13 protein-coding genes are annotated in these 17,644 nt (G+C 69.7%); 9 read left to right on the top strand and 4 right to left on the bottom strand.

Annotated elements, in window-relative coordinates; translation table 11 throughout:
- The first annotated feature begins 40 nt into the window (after window positions 1-40).
- Genes BEN78_08090 through BEN78_08075 form a run of 4 tightly spaced genes read left to right on the top strand, consistent with a single transcriptional unit; the run spans window position 41 to window position 4,542 of the window.
- Window positions 41-2,410 (top strand): peptidase S9, encoded by a 2,370-nt coding sequence (locus tag BEN78_08090; GenBank protein ASR43337.1) that lies wholly within the window; start codon window positions 41-43, stop codon window positions 2,408-2,410.
- Window positions 2,407-2,895 (top strand): hypothetical protein, encoded by a 489-nt coding sequence (locus tag BEN78_08085; GenBank protein ASR43336.1) that lies wholly within the window; start codon window positions 2,407-2,409, stop codon window positions 2,893-2,895. The genes BEN78_08090 and BEN78_08085 overlap by 4 nt, the downstream gene beginning before the upstream one ends.
- A gap of 44 nt (window positions 2,896-2,939) precedes the next feature.
- Window positions 2,940-3,854, top strand: coding sequence for a coproporphyrinogen III oxidase (locus BEN78_08080; protein ID ASR43335.1), 915 nt, complete (start codon window positions 2,940-2,942; stop codon window positions 3,852-3,854).
- 4 nt (window positions 3,855-3,858) lie between these two features.
- Window positions 3,859-4,542, top strand: coding sequence for an RNA pseudouridine synthase (locus BEN78_08075; protein ASR43334.1), 684 nt, complete (start codon window positions 3,859-3,861; stop codon window positions 4,540-4,542).
- An 816-nt stretch (window positions 4,543-5,358) separates the two neighbouring features.
- On the opposite strand, the gene BEN78_08070 is transcribed toward BEN78_08075, so the two are convergent.
- The gene (locus tag BEN78_08070) at window positions 5,359-8,085 is read right to left on the bottom strand and encodes a DNA polymerase I (protein ID ASR43333.1); all 2,727 of its coding nucleotides are present in this window, start codon (window positions 8,083-8,085) and stop codon (window positions 5,359-5,361) included.
- 224 nt (window positions 8,086-8,309) lie between these two features.
- On the opposite strand from BEN78_08070, the gene BEN78_08065 reads away from it, so the two are divergent.
- The 4 genes from BEN78_08065 to BEN78_08050 all read left to right on the top strand — a co-directional run bounded on the left by BEN78_08065 (window position 8,310) and on the right by BEN78_08050 (window position 12,205).
- On the top strand, window positions 8,310-9,095 hold the full coding sequence (locus BEN78_08065; protein ASR43332.1) for a hypothetical protein: 786 nt from the start codon (window positions 8,310-8,312) through the stop codon (window positions 9,093-9,095).
- Window positions 9,096-9,126: 31 nt separating this feature from the next.
- Window positions 9,127-10,791, top strand: coding sequence for a hypothetical protein (locus BEN78_08060; GenBank protein ID ASR43331.1), 1,665 nt, complete (start codon window positions 9,127-9,129; stop codon window positions 10,789-10,791).
- Window positions 10,792-10,863: 72 nt separating this feature from the next.
- Complete coding sequence (locus tag BEN78_08055) at window positions 10,864-11,157, top strand: hypothetical protein (protein ASR43330.1); 294 nt, start codon at window positions 10,864-10,866, stop codon at window positions 11,155-11,157.
- 7 nt (window positions 11,158-11,164) lie between these two features.
- On the top strand, window positions 11,165-12,205 hold the full coding sequence (locus BEN78_08050; protein ASR43329.1) for an oxidoreductase: 1,041 nt from the start codon (window positions 11,165-11,167) through the stop codon (window positions 12,203-12,205).
- A 121-nt stretch (window positions 12,206-12,326) separates the two neighbouring features.
- On the opposite strand, the gene BEN78_08045 is transcribed toward BEN78_08050, so the two are convergent.
- Complete coding sequence (locus tag BEN78_08045) at window positions 12,327-14,396, bottom strand: dipeptidyl-peptidase (protein ASR43328.1); 2,070 nt, start codon at window positions 14,394-14,396, stop codon at window positions 12,327-12,329.
- Window positions 14,397-14,580: 184 nt separating this feature from the next.
- Between BEN78_08045 and BEN78_08040 the strand changes: the two genes are divergently transcribed.
- Complete coding sequence (locus BEN78_08040; protein ASR43327.1) at window positions 14,581-14,826, top strand: hypothetical protein; 246 nt, start codon at window positions 14,581-14,583, stop codon at window positions 14,824-14,826.
- 44 nt (window positions 14,827-14,870) lie between these two features.
- Here BEN78_08040 and BEN78_08035 read toward each other — a convergent pair whose 3' ends face one another.
- Window positions 14,871-15,317, bottom strand: coding sequence for a universal stress protein UspA (locus BEN78_08035; protein ID ASR43326.1), 447 nt, complete (start codon window positions 15,315-15,317; stop codon window positions 14,871-14,873).
- A gap of 103 nt (window positions 15,318-15,420) precedes the next feature.
- Window positions 15,421-17,601, bottom strand: coding sequence for a DNA helicase II (locus BEN78_08030; GenBank protein ID ASR43325.1), 2,181 nt, complete (start codon window positions 17,599-17,601; stop codon window positions 15,421-15,423).
- Between the last annotated feature and the right edge of the window lie 43 nt (window positions 17,602-17,644).

Here is a 17,644-nt window from a genome sequence, read left to right as displayed (position 1 = left end):
GTACACTGCGCGCTCCTTTCCGCTCCACGGATCGCTGCCGATGCGTCGTCTGCCGCTGTACTGGGTGCTCGCCTGCGCCTTCGCCACCCCGCTCGCCGCCGCGCAACCCGCGCAGCCGCTGACCCTGGACCGGATCATGGCCGACCCGGACTGGATCGGCGCGCCGGTCGAATCGGCCTGGTGGAGCTGGGACGGCAGCCGCGCCTATTACACCGCCAAGCGCGAAGGCAGCAACGTACGCGACACCTGGGTGCAGCCGCTCGCCGGCGGCGCCTCGGTGCCTGTGGACGATGCGACGCGTGCCGACATCGACGGGCGCGATCCGCGCCTCGATGCGACCCGCACGCGCATGGCCTTCGTCCGCAATGGCGATCTGTTCGTGCGCGACCTGCGTACCGGCCAGTTGAGCCAGATCACCCGCACCGAAGCGACCGAGACGCAGGCGCAGTGGACCAGCGGCGGCGGCCTCGTGTGGCGGTCCGGCGACGACTGGTACGGCTGGGACCCGCAACGCGGCACCGCGCAGTTGACCAGCCTCAAGGCCGAGGCCGACCCGGCCAAGCCGCCGCCGGCCGACGCCTTGCGCGACCGGCAGTTGCGCATGATCGAGACCCTGCGCACCGAGCGCGAGCGTCGCGATGCGCTGCGCGAACAGAACGAGACTTGGCGTCGGGCCGATGCCACGCGCGCCCCCGGCCCGGTGTATCTGGGCAAGGATGTGACCATTGCCGGCAGTGCGCTGTCGCCGGCCGGCGACCGCCTGATCGTGGTCACCGAGCCCAAGGACGGCGACGCCGGCCGCGACGGCAAGATGCCCAAGTACGTCACCGAATCGGGCTACGAGGAATTCGAGGACGTGCGTACCCGCGTGGGCCGCAACGACCCGCTGCCGCACCGGCTGTGGTTGGTGGACCTGGCCACCGGGCGCGTGCGCGAACTCGGTACCGGCACGCTGCCGGGCATCGGGACCGATCCGCTGGCCGATCTGCGCCGGGCCGCCGGCAAGGAGCCACTGCAGGGCGACCGCCCGGTGCGCCTGGAAATCGACGGCCGCGGCGGTGGCGGCGGTGCGATCCGCTGGAGCGACGACGGCCGCAACGTCGCGCTGTCGATCCATTCGGTCGACAACAAGGACCGCTGGCTGGCGACCGTCGACCTGGAGAGCGCGACGCTGCGCAGCCGCCACCGCCTGACCGATCCGGCCTGGATCAACTGGGACTTCAACGAGTTCGGCTGGCTGCCCGACCACCGCACGCTGTGGTTCCTGTCCGAGGAATCAGGCTACTCGCATCTCTACCTGCATGACGGCTCGCGCCAGCGTGCGCTGACCTCCGGCCGCTGGGAGGTCTCCTCGCCGGTGATGTCGCATGACGGCAGCCGCTTCTTCTTCCTGTGCAACCAGCAATGGCCGGGCCGTTACGAGGTCTGCATGTCCGGCGACGGCGGTGTGCGCGAGATCACCGCCACCGGCGGCATCGAGGACTTCGCGCTCTCGCCCGACGAGACCCGCCTGCTGCTGCGCACCTCATCGAGCTATCTGCCGCCGCAGCTGGCGGTCGCCGACGTCAACGGGGGCGCCATGCGCGTGCTCACCGACACCCGCACCGCCGAGTTCAAGGCTTACGACTGGTTGCAGCCGCAGTACGTGCAGGTCCCGTCCAAGCACGGCGCCGGCACGGTCTGGGGCAAGTTCTATGGCCCGAAGAACTACGAACCGGGCCGTAAGTATCCGGTCGTGCTGTTCGTGCACGGCGCCGGCTACCTGCAGAACGTCAGCGACCGCTACCCGAACTACTTCCGCGAGCAGATGTTCCACAACATGCTCGTGCAGCAGGGCTACCTGGTCCTCGACCTCGACTTCCGCGCCTCGGCCGGCTACGGCCGCGACTGGCGCACCGCGATCTACCGCCAGATGGGCCATCCGGAGCTGGAGGATTATCTGGACGGCATCGACTGGCTGGTCGAGCACCACCAGGCCGACCGCGACCGCGTGGGCATCTACGGCGGCAGCTACGGCGGCTTCATGACCTTCATGGCGCTGATGCGCGAGCCGGGCCGCTTCAAGGCCGGGGCGGCACTGCGCCCGGTCGCCGACTGGTCGCAGTACAACCACGCCTACACCGCCAACATCCTCAACACGCCCGAGATCGATCCGGAGGCCTATCTGAAGTCCTCGCCGATCGAATACGCCGACCGCCTGCAGGACCACCTGCTGATCGCCCACGGCATGATCGACGACAACGTGTTCTACAAGGACTCGGTGATGATGGCCCAGCGCCTGATCGAGCTGCGCAAGGACAAGTGGGAACTGGCGAGCTACCCGCTCGAGCGGCACGCCTACCAGCATCCGGCCTCGTGGTACGACCAGTACCGCCGCATCCACGAGCTGTTCGAACGCACGCTCAAGTGACGCCTGCGCCGCTGCCGGCGGTCGAACTGTTGCGGCCGGCGCCGTGGAAGCGGTTGGCGCTGCTGGCGGTGTCGCTGGCGCTGGTCGGGCTGGCGATCGCGATCGGCGGCCGGCAGCCCGCGGTCGCCTGGAGCCTGGGCGGGATATTCGGGGCCTGCGCACTGTTGGCGCTTGCCGGGCTGCTGCCCGGCGCCCACCACTTGCGGCTCGACGCCCGCGGGCTCGAGGTGCGTGCGCTGTTCAGGACCACGCGCCTGGCCTGGACCGACATCGCCCGATTCGGCACCACCCGGGTCGGCCTGCACCCGGTCGTCGGGCTGGACTTCGCCCCGCACGTCGATCGCGGCGCGCGTTTGCGGCAGGTCAATCGCGGCCTGAGCGGCTTCCACGGCGCCCTGCCCGATACCTACGGCCTGAGCGCCGAGGCGCTCGCGGCTCGGCTGCAACAGTGGCACCGGGCGTACGCGCCGGCCAGCGGGGATTGACCCGGATCAATGCCGACCGGGACGACGCACCTACAATGCCCCGGATGAACGACACTTTCGACACGGTCCGGGACTATCTCACCGGGCTGCAGGACCGCATCTGCGCCGCAATCGAGCAGGCCGACGGCCAGGCCCGGTTCGCCGAGGACCTGTGGCAGCGCGCCGAAGGCGGTGGCGGCAGAACCCGGGTGCTCCGCGATGGCGCGGTGTTCGAGCAGGCCGGCATCGGCTTCTCCGACGTCAGCGGGACCCGGCTGCCGCCCTCGGCCAGCACCCACCGGCCGGAACTGGCCGGCGCGTCGTGGCGCGCCACCGGCGTGTCGCTGGTGTTCCACCCGCGCAACCCGCACCTGCCCACGACCCACGCCAACGTGCGCCATTTCCGCGCGATGCGCGACGGCGAAGTGGTGGCCTGGTGGTTCGGCGGCGGGTTCGATCTGACGCCGTTCTACCCGGTCGACGAGGACATCGCGCACTGGCACCGCACCGCGCGGGCGCTGTGCGAACCGTTCGGCGGTCAGGAACGCTACGAGGCCCACAAGCGCTGGTGCGACCAGTACTTCTTCCTCGGCCACCGTGCCGAGACGCGGGGCGTGGGCGGCTTGTTCTTCGACGACCAGCACGGCGATTTCGAGCACGAGTTCGCCTACATGCGGGCCGTCGGCGATGGCTTCCTCGATGCCTACTTGCCGATCGTCGCACGACGCCGCGACACGCCCTATGGCGAGCGCGAGCGGGAGTTCCAGCTCTATCGCCGCGGCCGTTACGTCGAGTTCAACCTGGTCTACGACCGCGGCACGCTGTTCGGGCTGCAGTCGGGCGGGCGCGCCGAATCGATCCTGATGAGCCTGCCGCCGCGCGTGCGCTGGGAATACGGCTACACGCCCGAGGCCGACAGCGCCGAGGCGCGGCTGGCCGACTACCTGCGCCCGCGCGACTGGCTCACCGAACTGGCCTGATCCCATGGCGGCGACAGCCCTCGACATCGCGCATCCGGACGTCGTGCCGGACTGCCTGCGCCAGCTCTACGGCGACGACCACGTGCTGGCTTTCGACAAGCCTGCCGGGCTGCTGTCGGTGCCCGGCCGCGGGCCAGACAAGCAGGACAGTATGGCCACCCGTGCCCGCGCGCAGTGGCCCGACGCGCGGGTCGTGCACCGGCTGGACATGGCGACCTCCGGGCTGATGCTGCTGGCCCGGGGCGTGGAGGCGCAGCGCGCGCTCGGGGCGGCGTTCGAGGGGCGTCGGGTCGAGAAGCGCTACATCGCGGTCGTCGACGGCTGGCCGACCGAGGAGGCCGGCGAGATCGACCTGCCGCTGTTGGTCGACTGGCCGGAGCGGCCCCGGCAGAAGATCGATCCGGTCGACGGCAAGCCGGCGCTGACGCGCTGGCGGGTGCTGCGGCGCGAGACCGCCGCCGACGGCGCACCGGTCGCCCGCCTGGTGCTGATGCCGGTGACCGGGCGTAGTCACCAACTGCGCGTTCATCTGCAGGCGATCGGCCATCCGATTCTCGGCGATCCGCTGTACGCGTCCGAGCCTGCACAGCGCCGCGCCCCGCGCCTGCTGCTGCACGCCGAATCGCTCGAGCTCCCCCACCCCGCCACCGGCGCACCGCTGCGCCTGCATTGCCCAACGCCGTTCTAGAAGAACAGGGGTGATCGAGGATTGCGCTGATTGAATTCCAGCGCATGCTAATCACCTATATCTGCTTGAACGACGGGATAAACACTTATCTCCGAGTGTGGAGGACGGAGGTTCCACTCCGGGTGGGCAACCGCCTGGCGACCGGAAGCCGCTCCCCCCTCGGCAAGGCATCCTGCCTTGACTCGGGCGCGCGCCATCCATGGCGCGCTTGACGCGGCCACCGGCCGCCAGCCGGCTGCCGAGTCCGCCACGTCATTGCCTTCGTTTAGGGCGCCCGAGCCCCCGGCTGGACGAAGTCGCAGGCCTTCGATCTCAGTGCGTCGCGATGGCCGGGGATTGCGCGGCGGGTCACGGATGGTCCACGGCGGCGAGTCAGCGATGTATGAATGACCAAAACCGCTGGTTTGCGGGCGAACGCCTGAGTAACGGCAACGCTGACCGCGAAGCGGCTTGACCGGAAGACGCGCGGCTTCCGGCGCGCTGGCTGCCGCCCATCCGGCGTCGAGCTCCAATACGTGGCAGGCGGACATAAAAAAGCCCCGTAGGCAGGGGGGCCTACGGGGCTCGGGAACCGGGCTCGGGGAGAAGCCTGTTGGTTCCGGTCGATCACTCCAGGGGAAGGGAGAGATCTGCGACAGACCTTGCATCTGTCGCGAGTATGAGACCACCCGACGCATTGATGGTTCGTGAAGGCGGCATTCAATTTTCGGGCAAATTCAGGCTGCATTTACTCCGTCGCGCTGCACTCTCCGACGTGCCGCAGTGCGGCAAATCCAGCAGCGCCGGCCCAGGTGCGCACGCACCGCCTGGCCGGGATCAGTGCGCCTGATCCCAGTTGTCGCCGACGCCGCAATCCACCACCAGCGGCACCCGCAGTTCGGCAGCCCCAGTCATTCTCGGCACCACGCCGGCCAGCAGCGGCTCGACGAAGTCGGCATCGGCCTCGAATACCAGTTCGTCATGCACCTGCAGGATCATCTTGGCCTGCGCGGCATGGCCCGCCAGCCAGTCGTCGACGGCGACCATCGCGCGCTTGATGATGTCCGCCGCGGTGCCCTGCATCGGCGCGTTGATCGCAGCGCGCTCGGCGCCCGCGCGCTGCGAGGCGTTGCCGCGCTGGATGAAGTCCAGCGTCAGGCGGCGCCCGAACACGGTCTCGACGAAGCCGGTCTCGCGCGCCTGCTGGCGGGTCCGCTCCATGAAATCGCGCACGCCCGGATAGCGGGAGAAATACAGCGCGATGTAGTCCTGGGCCTCGCCGCGGCCGACGCCGAGATTGCGTGCCAAGCCGAACGCGCTCATGCCGTACATCAGCCCGAAGTTGATCGCCTTGGCGGCGCGGCGCTCGTTCGCCGTCACTTGGTCGAGCGGCCGGCCGAAGACCTCGGCCGCGGTCGCGCGGTGCACGTCGACCCCGGTCTCGAACGCGCCGATCAGACCAGCGTCCTCGGACAGGTGGGCCATGATCCGCAGCTCGATCTGCGAGTAATCGCACGCGACCAGCCGGCGGCCGGGCGGCGCGACGAAGGCACGGCGGATGCGGCGGCCGTCGTCGGTCCGGATCGGGATGTTCTGCAGGTTGGGATCGGACGACGACAGCCGCCCGGTCGCCGCGCCGGCCTGGTGGTAGCTGGTGTGCACGCGGCCGGTGTCGGGATTGATCATCTCCGGCAGCTTGTCGACATAGGTCCCGCGCAGTTTGGCCAGGCTGCGGTACTCGAGGATCACCCGCGGCAACTCGTGCTGGTCGGCGATCGCCTCCAACGCCTCTTCGTTGGCACTGGGTTGGCCCTTGGGCGTCTTGACGACCGCCGGCAGACCCAGTTCCTCGAACAGCAGCGCGCAGACCTGCTTGGGCGAGTCGAGATTGAACGTGCGCCCGGCCAACTCGGTCGCCTTCTGCTGCGCGGCGAGCATGCGCTTGGACAGGTCGGCGCTCTGTCGGCGCAGTTCGTCGACGTCGATGCACACGCCGTTGGCCTCGATCCGGGAGAGCACCGGCACCAGCGGCATCTCGATCTCGCCGTAGACCCGCGCCAGGCCCGGTTCGGCCTCGACCCGCGGCTTGAGCACGCGATGCAGGCGCAAGGTGATGTCGGCATCCTCGGCGGCGTAGCGGGTCGCGTCGTCGATGGCGACCTGCGAGAACGAGATCTGCTTGGCGCCCTTCCCGGCGACGTCCTCGAAGCGGATCGTATCCACGCCCAGATGCCGCTTGGCCAGCGAGTCCATGTCGTGACGGGCGATGCCGGCATCGAGCACGAAGCTCTCGAGCAGGGTGTCGTCCGCGTAGCCGCGCAGGGCGATCCCGTGCCGACGCAGCACATGCAAGTCGTACTTGCCGTGCTGGCCGAGCTTGCGCCGCGCCGGGTCCTCGAGCACCGGCCGCAGCGCCTCGAGCACCTGGGTGCGATCGAGCTGGGCGGGCGCGCCCGGATAGTCGTGCCCGAGCGGAATGTAGGCCGCCCGACCCGGCTCGACCGCCACGCTCAAGCCGACCAGGTTGGAACGCATCGCATCGAGCGCGTCGGTCTCGGTGTCGAACGCGAACTCCTCGGCATCGCGCAACTGGGCGATCCAGGCCTCGAGACGCTCGGTCGTGAGCACGGTCTCGTACTCGCCCGGTGCCGACAGCGCCGGGTCGACCTCGACCGGCGGTGCCGGCGCCGTCGTCGCAGCGGCCGCGGCCGGACCGCCGCCTTCGAGCTCGCGCAGCGCCTGGGTGAAGCCGTAGCGGGCGTAGAGCCCGCGCAGCGCGTCGGTCGCGGGTTGGCGCAGCACCAGGGTGTCGGGCCCACCGTCGAGCGGCACGTCGGTGCGGATCGTCGCCAGCGTGCGGCTGAGCGGCAACTGGTCCAGCACTTCGCGCAGGTTCTCGCCGATCTTGCCCTTGATGTTGGCCGCGGCCGCGATCACGCCGTCGAGCGACTCGTACTCGGCCAGCCACTTGGCCGCGGTCTTCGGCCCGCACTTGGGCACGCCGGGGATGTTGTCGATGCTGTCGCCCATCAGCGCGAGCATGTCGACGATCTGGTCGGGGCGGACGCCGAACTTGTCGTGCACCGCCGCCTCGCTGTCCATGCGGCTGCCGCTCATCGTGTTGACCAGGGTGATGCCCGGGCGCACCAGCTGAGCGAAGTCCTTGTCGCCGGTCGAGATCGTGGTCGCGATACCGGCCTCGGCGGCCTGCACGGCGAGCGTGCCGATCACGTCGTCGGCTTCGACGCCGGGCATGCGCAGGATCGGGAAGCCCAGCGCCTCGACGATGTCGCACATCGGATCGACCTGCGCGCGCAGGTCATCGGGCATCGGCGGGCGGTTGGCCTTGTAGGCGGCGTAGAGATCGTCGCGAAAGGTGCGCCCCGGCGCATCGACCACGAAGGCCGCGTAGTCGGGCGCCTCCTTGAGCGTGGCGCGCAGCATATTGACCACGCCAAACAGCGCGCCGGTCGGCTCGCCATCGGCGTTGGACAGCGGCGGCAGGGCATGGAAGGCGCGGTACAGGTACGAGGACCCGTCGATCAGAATCAGGCGTTTCGTCATCCGCAGATTCTACGGCGTCGGCTGTGGGCGCCGCGTTCGACCCCGTCGGCCGGACCGGGCCGTTCACCCTCCCGACCCCGCCGGGCATACCGACGATGACGGAATCCGAACGCTGTGTCGCGATAATCGCCCCCTGCCAAGGGGGTCTGGATGACCATCGCCTGCCATGGCCGGCCTTCGGGGCGGCCTTTCGTCCAATGCGCGCCGCAGCCGGGAGCTGCGCAATGACGGTGCCCGATCCCGGCACACCGCCGACGGTGGACTGGGCGGCCCGCGACGCCTGCCGCAATTGCGGCGCGGCCCGCGGCGGCGCGCCGTACTGCGGCCAGTGCGGTCAGAAGGCCGCCCATCGCCTGGGGCTGGGCGACCTGCGCCAGGAGACCTGGCAGAAATGGCGCCTGTTCGAATTGTCGGTCGCACGCACCGCCGGGCGCCTGCTGCTGCGCCCGGGCACCGTTGCGCGCGAGTACGTCGAGGGCGCGCGCAGCCGCCACGTGCATCCGCTCAAGCTACTGCTGATCAGCGTGGCGCTGTTGCTGCTGGTGCTCGACACCACAGGCTTCCTGCGCGCGGGCGACCAGTCTTACCTGGGCGCGATGGCGATGATGCAGCGCTACGCCAACTGGACGTTCACGCTGGGCATCTTCGCCGTCGTCGCCAGCTCGCTGCTGGTGTTCGGGCGTCGCCGCTACAACCTCGTCGAGCATCTGGTGCTGGCCGCCTATGCGTATGCGGTGATCATCGGCCTGAATCTGGTCAACCAACTGCCGCTGCTGGTCATCCGCGACCCGGCGCTGGTGCTGCCCTGGCGCGAAGCCGCCAAGTGGTACATGTACGCGGTCAAAGCCGTCGTGCTGGCACTCGCGTTCCACCAGTTCTTCGAACTCGACCTGCGCCGCGACGCCTGGCGCCTGGCGCTGGCGCTGGCGGTGTTCGTCGCCATCGACTGGCTGCTGCGCCGCGCCTATGTCCACGCCATCGTCGCGCTGCTGTACGCGCGCGCCACCTGATCTTCCCGACCGACTGCCAGAGGAAACGCCCATGTCCCGACGCTCCCTGCACCGCCTGGTCCGCCCGTTGCCGGCCGCTCTGCCGCTGGCCCTGCTGCTCGTCGCCTGCGGCGACCGCGATGCGGCGCCCGCCGCGCCCACCGCCGCGTCAGGCACGGCGGCCCCCAGTCGCGCCGAACTCGTCGAGCAGCTCGCTTCGACGCTGCAGGCCTGCTCCTACGACGGCCGCCCCGAACGCCTGGACCCGGCGACGCTGACCGGCACGCCGCCGGCCGATTGCCGCAGCATGGTCGAACGCGTCATGGGCTATACCGGCCTGCCGCAGAACTTCGTGGTCACCGAAGGCCCGGTCGCCAATGCCGCCGCGGTGATCCTGCTCGACGAACAGCGGGTCCCGCAGCGGGTGATCGCCTTCAACCGCGATTTTCTCGGCGAGGTCCGCGCGGCGACCAACGGCAACCCCTGGGCGCCGGTGAGCATCATGGCGCACGAGATCGGCCACCACCTGTCCGGGCACACGATCACCGGCACCGGCAGCCAGCCGCCGATCGAACTGGAGGCCGACAAGTTCAGCGGCTTCGTGCTGCAGCGCATGGGCGCCAGCCTCGCCGATGCCAAGAGCGCGATGCAGTCGCTGGGCGCCGATCACGTCACCGCGACCCATCCGGCCCGCAACGACCGGTTGGCGGCGATCCAGGACGGCTGGATGGAGGCCTGCACCCAGGCCGGGCAGAGCGGTTGCCAGGCCGGTGCGGGCACCGGCACTGCGCCGCCGCAGGCGCCGCCCCCGGCCCGCAGCGCCACCGTCCACCTGCCGGCGCCATCGGCCACGACGATCCCGCTCAAGTACGGCCGTTTCGTCGTCGACGAGACCGGGCGGCTCGACCCCGAGCTGCTCAAGGGCCTGGAGGCAACGCTCTATGACCTGGCGCAGAAGCAGGGCATCGAGCTGGCGCTGCTGGTCGTCGACGACCTGCACGGCATGAGTGCGCAGGACTATGCCTGGACGATGCTGCGCCAGCTGCGCATCGGCAAGCTGGACTTGGGCAACGGCGGCGTGTTCGTCGTTGCGCCCAACCAGGGCACCTCAGCGGTCGCCTATGCGCCCGGCGTGGCCAAGCAGCTCGAGTTCGGCAATCCGCCCAAGCAATTCGACAGTTGGACGACCGAGACCTGGCAGCGTTACTGCCTGGACGACGACGGCTGCGGCATCTCGACCCGGAGCCTGCTCAACATCGTCGAATCCCAGGTGCGGGTGCTCACCAGCAGCGGCCGGACCTTCCGGATCCGCTTCAACGACATCCAGGAGATCGTCGACTACACCGCCGAACGTCAGGCCGAGCGCGCGGCCGGACGGCCGTGGGACGACGCACGCGATCAGACCATCGGCGCACTGGTGCGCTTCAGCGCGACGGTCAAGAACCTGCAGCCGTCACCGGCGCAGTTCAAGGTCAACGAGGCGATCCTCAAGGATGGCCGCTGGCGCGCCCTTGTGGTCGAAACCGAGGAAGGCAACGAGGTCACGCTGTACATGCAGCCGCAGACCGAGCAGCTGATGCCCGGTGGACGACTGGAGACCGGACGGCGCTACACCTTCGTCGGCGAGTTGACCACGCCCGGCCAGTTCCACAGCAGCGCCGGCGTGCAGCAGGGCAACACGCAGCTGTGGCTCTTCAGCTACGACCCCTTGCAATAGCCGCCACTGGTGCGCGCACGGCAGTTGCACGCCGTGCGCGCATAATGGCGGTCCGCCCGCTGGAGATCTGCCATGTCCGCCTCCCGTACCGCTGTGCTCGCGATCGCGCTGCTGGGGTTGTCCGCTTGCGCCAGTCCCGGCGGCACGCTGCCTGACGGCATCCCGGCCGACGCCGAGCAGGTGACCCGGACCGAATCCAACGGCGACCGCATCACCGAGTTCCGCGTGGCCGGCCAATTGCGCGCGGTGCAGGTCGTGCCTTCGCGCGGTCCTGCGTACTTCCTCTACGACCGCGACGGCGACGGCAGCATCGACAGCGACCGCGACGACGTCCCGCAGACCTACTTCAAGCTGTTCGGCTGGTAAGCCCGCAATGGGCGACGCGCTGCAGGTCGCGCTGGTCGGGTACGGCCTCGCCGGCCGGGTGTTCCATGCGCCGTTGATCGCGGCCACGCCCGGCTTGCGGCTGCACACGGTGGTCTCCCGCGACCCGGACCGCGTGCACGCCGATCACCCCGATGCGCGCGTGCGCGCCGATCCGCACGCCGTACTCATCGACCCGGCGATCGACCTGGTCGTGCTCGCCTCGCCCAACGCCACCCATGCGCCGCTGGCGATCGCCGCGCTCGCCGCCGGACGTCACGTCGTGATCGACAAACCGATGGCGATCGATCTGGACGAGGCGCACTCCGTTGCCGAGGCCGCACGCGCGTCCGGCCGCCTGCTCAGCGTGTTCCACAACCGGCGCTGGGATGCGGATTTTCTGGCACTGCGCGCACTCGTCGCGGCAGGCACGCTCGGTCGCATCGCCGAGGTCCATTCGCATTTCGACCGCTTTCGGCCCGATGTGCCAGATCGCTGGCGCGACCGCGCCGGGCCCGGCGCAGGGATCTGGCTCGATCTGGGACCGCATCTGGTCGACCAGGCGCTGCAACTGTTCGGCCTGCCCGATGCGGTGCAGGCCGACATCGCACTGCAGCGCGACGCTGCGCAGGTCGACGACTGGTTTCACGTCGTGCTGCGCTACGGCCGTCTGCGCGTGGTGCTGCACGCCGGCGCGCTGGTCCCCGGCGCCGGCTTGCGCTTCGCGGTGCACGGCACCGGCGGCAGTTGGTTCAAGCACGGCCTGGACCCGCAAGAGGCCGCCTTGCGCGCCGGGCAGCGTCCGGGCGGGCCGGATTGGGGAATCGACCCCGCGCCCGGTCGCTTGCTGCGCGTCGGCGATGACGGCACGGTGCACGAGGCGCCCTCGTCCACCCCGGCCGGCGACTATCGCCATTACTACGCCGGCCTGCGTGCGGCGATCGCTGATGGCGCACGCCTTCCGGTCGCGCTCGACGAGGCGCTCGATGTCATGCGGGTGCTGCAGGCCGGCATCGACAGCGCCGCGCGCGGACAGGTCGTGGCGCTGTAGCGATAGCGCCTGGTCTGCGGCGCCGGATGCGAGGCCGCGGGTCGCGTGCGGGTGATCGCATTTATGGTTGAACACACGCACGGCGCCCGGTCTGAGGCGCCGTGCGTGCAGCGGCCATGGGTTACTTGCGCAGCAGTTCGTCCACCAGCGGATCGGCACCGTACACCGACTTCAGCGCCTCGACGATCGCGCCACTGTGGACCGACACCGTGCGATTGCGCGTCGGGTCGTACCAGAAGCTGCCGCCGAGCGAATGGATGTTGCCGTCGAACGCCAGGCCGACGACCCGCGCGTCGCGATCGATCACCGGACTGCCGGAATTGCCGCCGATGATGTCGTTGGTGCTGACGAAGTTGAAGCGCGTGTCGCCGGCGATCCGCGCCTGGGCATCCAGCCAGCGCTGCGGCAGCGCGTACGGCGCCGCACCGGTGTTGCGGGCGAACACACCCGCCATCGTCGTGAACGGCGTGATCGCCTTGCCGTTCTCTTCCCAGCCGGCGATATCGCCGTACGACAGCCGCAGCGTGAACGTCGCATCCGGATAGACCGTCGTGCCGAGCTTGTCGAAGCGCACTTTGGCGATCTGCGTCGCAGCGCGCGACTCGATCGCACCCACCTCCGCTTCCTGGCGCTGGCGCACCGCACGCGCCGGCGCATCGACCGCACGCGCGAGCCGGATGAAGGGGTCGTCGGACGCCGCGATCGCCGCGGCGCCGCCTGTCCACAGGCGTTCGCGCTCGGCGACATCGGCCAGCGTCGAGCCTTCGACCAGCGCTTTGGCCACCTGCGCCGGCGAGCGGTCGCCAAGCACCGACTTGACCAGCGGGTCGTCGGTGCCGAGCAGTTCGCGCAGCTTGGTCAGCGACCAGGTGAGCTTGGCGGTCTCGAACGCTGGGTAGACGGGCGCGGTGCTCAGCAGCGTCTGGCGCAGGCGTCCCTGGCCGGCGTCGTGGAACTCCGGCAACCGCGCGTCGTTGGGCTTGGCGCGCTCGTCGGCGCCACGCACCAGCGTGCGCGCGATCGAGAACAGCCGCGAGTCGAAGCCCCGGCCCTGTTCGAGCAGCATGTAGGGCACCGCGATCTGCCGCGCGGTGACCTGCGCGGCCTCAACCTCGCGCCATGGCGTGGCATCGACACCCTCGCGCAGCCGCGCTTCCTCGGCGCGCTTGGCGGCAAACACCTGCGGATCGAGCAGCGCCTGCAACTGGCCGCGATAGACCTTGTAGCTGTTGTCGGTGAACGTCAGATCCGATTGCGCCTGGCGGGCGGCCTCCTCATCGAGCCGGCCGTACTCGCCGAGCATCGCACGGCGCTCGGCCAGCCACAGCAGGGTATTGATCAGGCTGACATCGCGCACTGTCTCCAACTGGGCGACGGTGAGCTGGCGCTGGGTGCGGCCCGGGTGGCCGGTGACCATCACCAGGTCGCCGGCCTGCGCGCCTTCGGGCTTGAGCGTGAAGTGATGTTCGACGTTGGCCGGCTTGCCGTCCTCATAGGCGCGCAGCAGCGCGGCATCGAGGTTGTAGCGCGGGAAATTGAAATTGTCCGGATCCCCGCCGAAAAAGCCGACCGCATACTCGGGCGAGAACACCAACCGCACGTCCGAATAGCGGTGGTAGCGGTAAAGATGCTGCTGGCCGCCGTTGTAGAGCTCCACCACGTCGCAGCGCGTGGTGTCGGCCGCATTGCCGACGCATTCGGACTCGATGCGCGCCTTCTCGGCGTTGCGCGCGTCGATGTAAGCCTGACCCTGCTTGCCCTCGGCGGCCGTGGCCACGCGCGCACTGACATCGGTGATCGCGCGCAGCACGTTGAGCTCCTCGGCCGGGCATTGCAGCTCTTCGCCGCGGGCAGCGGCGACGAAGCCCGCGTTCTGCAGATCGCGCTGCGGCGACGACAAGCCCTGCACGCAGCCGACCACGCAATGGGCATTGGTCAGCACCAGGCCGTCGGGCGAGACGAACGAGCCCGAGCAGCCGCCGGCCAGGCGCACCGACGACTGCATCGCGTGATCGACCCAGGCCTGATCGGGCGAGAAGCCGTACTGCGCCTTGAGCGCGTCGCGCGGCAGATTATCGAGCGTCCACATGCCCTCGGCGGCATGGCCGACCAACGGCAGGGCCAGTGCGACGAGAACGACGACGCGCATACGCGACATCAGCCGCGACGATGATGGGGTCTGGGGCGCCATGGGCGACTCTCCGGGTTGAAGTGGCCGCGCGGGCCGGACCTGCACAGCCTAGGGCCTGACGTGACGGTGGCGCGAGACCCGGAGGTCATGACGCGGGCAGGAAGTTTGCGGGCCCGGCGCCTTCACGTACGATGCGGCGAGCGGAGGCCGCGCTGCATCCGCCGCGTCCCGAGCGAGAGCCCGCATGAGCCGATCCGAACGTCGCCGCCCGGCCCCGGCCGATCCGGCCACCCTGCGCCGGGGCCTGACGCCCGAGCAGGCGGCCGCGATCGCGACCCTCGAGGCGCTGGGCTGGGAACTGCGCTTCGTGCGCCGCCCGCTGTTCCGGGACCCGGTCCCGGTCGTATTCGAGAAGGCCGGCGCGCGCTGGCTGGTGGTCGAAGGCGACGGGCGGCTCAACGAGTCGCCGGGGTTCGCGCTGCGCGAGTAGCAGCCCGTGCGACGGCACCGCCCTCGCAGGCACAGCGGCTCAGGTCATCGCACGATCAGCACCGGTAGCTCGCTGCGCGCCACGACCGCCTGGGTCTGGCTGCCGAGCAACAGCCGGCCCAACCCCCGGCGCCCGTGGGAGGCCATCACCACGACGTCGATGCCGCGCGCCTGCGCGGTCTCGAGGATCGCATCGGCTGGCGGCTGCTCGGCCACGAACAGCGTTGTGGCCTCGACCCCATGCCGCGATGCGGCCTGCTTCGCGGCGGCGAGCACGTCGTCGGCACGGGCCTGGGCCGCGGCGCGGTAGTCCTTGAGGAATTCATCGAAGCCGACCAGCCCACTGGGATCGGTCAGCGCGGTGTTCCAGGGCTCGGACACGGTGACGATGGTCAGCGACGCACCGAGGCCTGCGGCGAGCGTGGCCGCGTGCTCGACACCGCGTGCGGCGAGTTCGGATCCATCGGTGGCGACAAGGATGTTGCGGTACATGGCCTGCTCCCGGGGATGACGAGGGTCGCCCCGAATATACGCCCGGCACCCGATCGGGCCGGCGCGTCCGAACGTCGCAACCCACTCGCCCTGATGCCGTGCGCTAGGCAGGCTGCAGATTCGCGTAGGCCATCACCAGCCATTTGCTGCCGGCCTCGTCGAAGTTGACCTGCACGCGCGCATGCGCGCCGTCGCCCTCGATGTCGGTCACGGTGCCGGTGCCGAACTTCGCATGCGTCACGCTCTGGCCCAGGCGCACACCGACCGACGGCGCCAGGCTGGCATGGCCGTAGTCGGGGCGCTGCCGCTGCGGGAACGTCGCGCGTGTGGCCTGTACCTTCGGCCGCACTTCGTGCAGCAGCGCCGGCGGGATCTCGCGCAGGAAGCGCGACGGCACGCCGAACATGTCCTGCCCGTGCAGGCGGCGCGCCTCGGCGTAGGTCAGCACCAGCTTCTGCCGCGCGCGAGTGATGCCCACATACGCCAGCCGACGCTCCTCCTCCAGCCGGCCGCTCTCCTCGGCGGTGCGCGCGCTCGGAAACAGCCCCTCCTCCAGCCCCACCAGGAACACCAGCGGGAACTCCAGGCCCTTGGCGCTGTGCAACGTCATCAGCTGCACGCCATCCTCGCCGGCCTGCGCCTGGCCTTCCCCGGCTTCAAGCGCGGCATAGGCCAGAAACGCAACGAGTTCGGTGAGCTGGGCGCTCTCTTCGTCGTCTCCGCGCACGAAGCGCGAGGCGACCGAGACCAGTTCGTCGAGGTTCTCGACCCGCGAATCGGCACTGCCCTTCGACTCGTTGGCGTAATGCACGCGCAGGTTGGAGCGCGCGAGCACGTGATCGATCTTGTCCTTGAGCGACAACTCGGCGACCTCGCCGGCCAGCGCGTCGATCAGCTGGGCGAAGCCGGCCAGCGCATTGCGGGCGCGGCCCGCCAGACCGCCGCCCTGGGCACAGCGCAGCGCCGATTCCCACAACGGGATCGCATGTTCGCGCGCCTGCCGACGCACCTCGTCGAGCGTGCGCTCGCCGATGCCGCGCGGCGGCGTGTTGACCGCACGCTCGAACGCGGCGTCGTCGTCGCGATTGGCGATCAGGCGCAGGTAGGCCAGCGTGTCCTTGATCTCGGCGCGTTCGAAGAAGCGCACACCGCCGTAGACGCGATAGGGCACCTGCTCAGCGACCAGTTGCTCTTCCATCGCGCGCGACTGCGCATTGCTGCGGTAGAGCACGGCGATGTCGCCGTGGCTGCCACCGTCGCGGACCCACTGCAACGCGCGCTCGACCACGTAGCGCGCCTCGTCGATCTCGTTGTAGGCCGCGTACAGGTCGATCGGATCGCCCTCGCCGCTGTCGGTCCACAGCTGCTTGCCGAGCCGGTCGGGGTTGTGCGCGATGACCGCGTTGGCCGCGCCCAGGATGTTGGCGCTGGAGCGGTAGTTCTGTTCGAGCCGGATCGTCTGCGCGCCCGGGTAATCGCGCAGGAAGCGCTGCACGTTCTCGACCTTCGCGCCGCGCCAGCCATAGATCGCCTGGTCGTCGTCGCCGACGATGAACACCTTGCCGGTGTCGCCCGCGAGCACGCGCACAAATGCGTACTGGATCGCGTTGGTGTCCTGGAACTCGTCGACCAGCAGATGCCCGAAGCGCTGGCGGTAGTGCGCGAGCAGCGCCGGCGTATCGCGCAGCAGTTCGTGTGCGCGCAGCAGGATCTCGGCAAAATCAACCAGGCCGGCACGGTCGCAGCGCTCCTGGTACAGCGCATAGGCCTTGAGCATCACGCCCGACCATTCGTCGCCGCCATCCTGGATGTGCTGCGGCCGCTTGCCTTCGTCCTTCTGCGCGTTGATCCACCAGGCGATCTGCCGCGGCGGAAAGCGCGCGTCGTCGAGCTCGAGCTGCTGGACCACGCGCTTGACCAGCCGCAGCTGATCGTCGCTGTCGAGAATCTGGAAGCCCTCGGGCAGCTTCGCATCCTGCCAGTGCAGGCGCAGCAGGCGGTGCGCCAGGCCGTGGAAGGTGCCGATCCACATGCCGCGCGCGCCGTTGCGCAACTGCGCGTCCACGCGGTGACGCATCTCGGCCGCGGCCTTGTTGGTGAAGGTCACGGCGAACACACCGTAGGCCGGCACCCCGAACACTTCGTTGAGCCAGGCGATCCGGTGCGTCAGCACGCGGGTCTTGCCGCTGCCGGCGCCGGCCAGAACGAGATAGTGCGAATCGGGCGCCGAGACAGCTTGGCGCTGGGCTGCATTCAGCCCATCGAGCAGGTGCGAGACATCCATCCCCGCATTCTACGCCCCTCCCAAACCGGGGTCAGAGTCCATT

Origin of the sequence: Xanthomonas citri pv. mangiferaeindicae, from assembly GCA_002240395.1 — a bacterium.
Classification (GTDB): Bacteria; Pseudomonadota; Gammaproteobacteria; order Xanthomonadales; family Xanthomonadaceae; genus Luteimonas; species Luteimonas citri_A.
This window is presented reverse-complemented; position numbering and strand designations above follow the sequence as displayed.

What these genes read in the sequence shown, in the direction of transcription:
- BEN78_08075 (ASR43334.1), top strand. Translation starts at nt 3,859, where the DNA reads ATGGCGGCGACAGCCCTCGACATCGCGCATCCGGACGTCGTGCCGGAC.
- BEN78_08070 (ASR43333.1), bottom strand. Translation starts at nt 8,085, where the DNA reads ATGACGAAACGCCTGATTCTGATCGACGGGTCCTCGTACCTGTACCGC.
- BEN78_08050 (ASR43329.1), top strand. Translation starts at nt 11,165, where the DNA reads ATGGGCGACGCGCTGCAGGTCGCGCTGGTCGGGTACGGCCTCGCCGGC.
- BEN78_08060 (ASR43331.1), top strand. Translation starts at nt 9,127, where the DNA reads ATGTCCCGACGCTCCCTGCACCGCCTGGTCCGCCCGTTGCCGGCCGCT.
- BEN78_08030 (ASR43325.1), bottom strand. Translation starts at nt 17,601, where the DNA reads ATGGATGTCTCGCACCTGCTCGATGGGCTGAATGCAGCCCAGCGCCAA.
- BEN78_08090 (ASR43337.1), top strand. Translation starts at nt 41, where the DNA reads ATGCGTCGTCTGCCGCTGTACTGGGTGCTCGCCTGCGCCTTCGCCACC.
- BEN78_08065 (ASR43332.1), top strand. Translation starts at nt 8,310, where the DNA reads ATGACGGTGCCCGATCCCGGCACACCGCCGACGGTGGACTGGGCGGCC.
- BEN78_08045 (ASR43328.1), bottom strand. Translation starts at nt 14,396, where the DNA reads ATGGCGCCCCAGACCCCATCATCGTCGCGGCTGATGTCGCGTATGCGC.
- BEN78_08080 (ASR43335.1), top strand. Translation starts at nt 2,940, where the DNA reads ATGAACGACACTTTCGACACGGTCCGGGACTATCTCACCGGGCTGCAG.
- BEN78_08035 (ASR43326.1), bottom strand. Translation starts at nt 15,317, where the DNA reads ATGTACCGCAACATCCTTGTCGCCACCGATGGATCCGAACTCGCCGCA.
- BEN78_08040 (ASR43327.1), top strand. Translation starts at nt 14,581, where the DNA reads ATGAGCCGATCCGAACGTCGCCGCCCGGCCCCGGCCGATCCGGCCACC.
- BEN78_08055 (ASR43330.1), top strand. Translation starts at nt 10,864, where the DNA reads ATGTCCGCCTCCCGTACCGCTGTGCTCGCGATCGCGCTGCTGGGGTTG.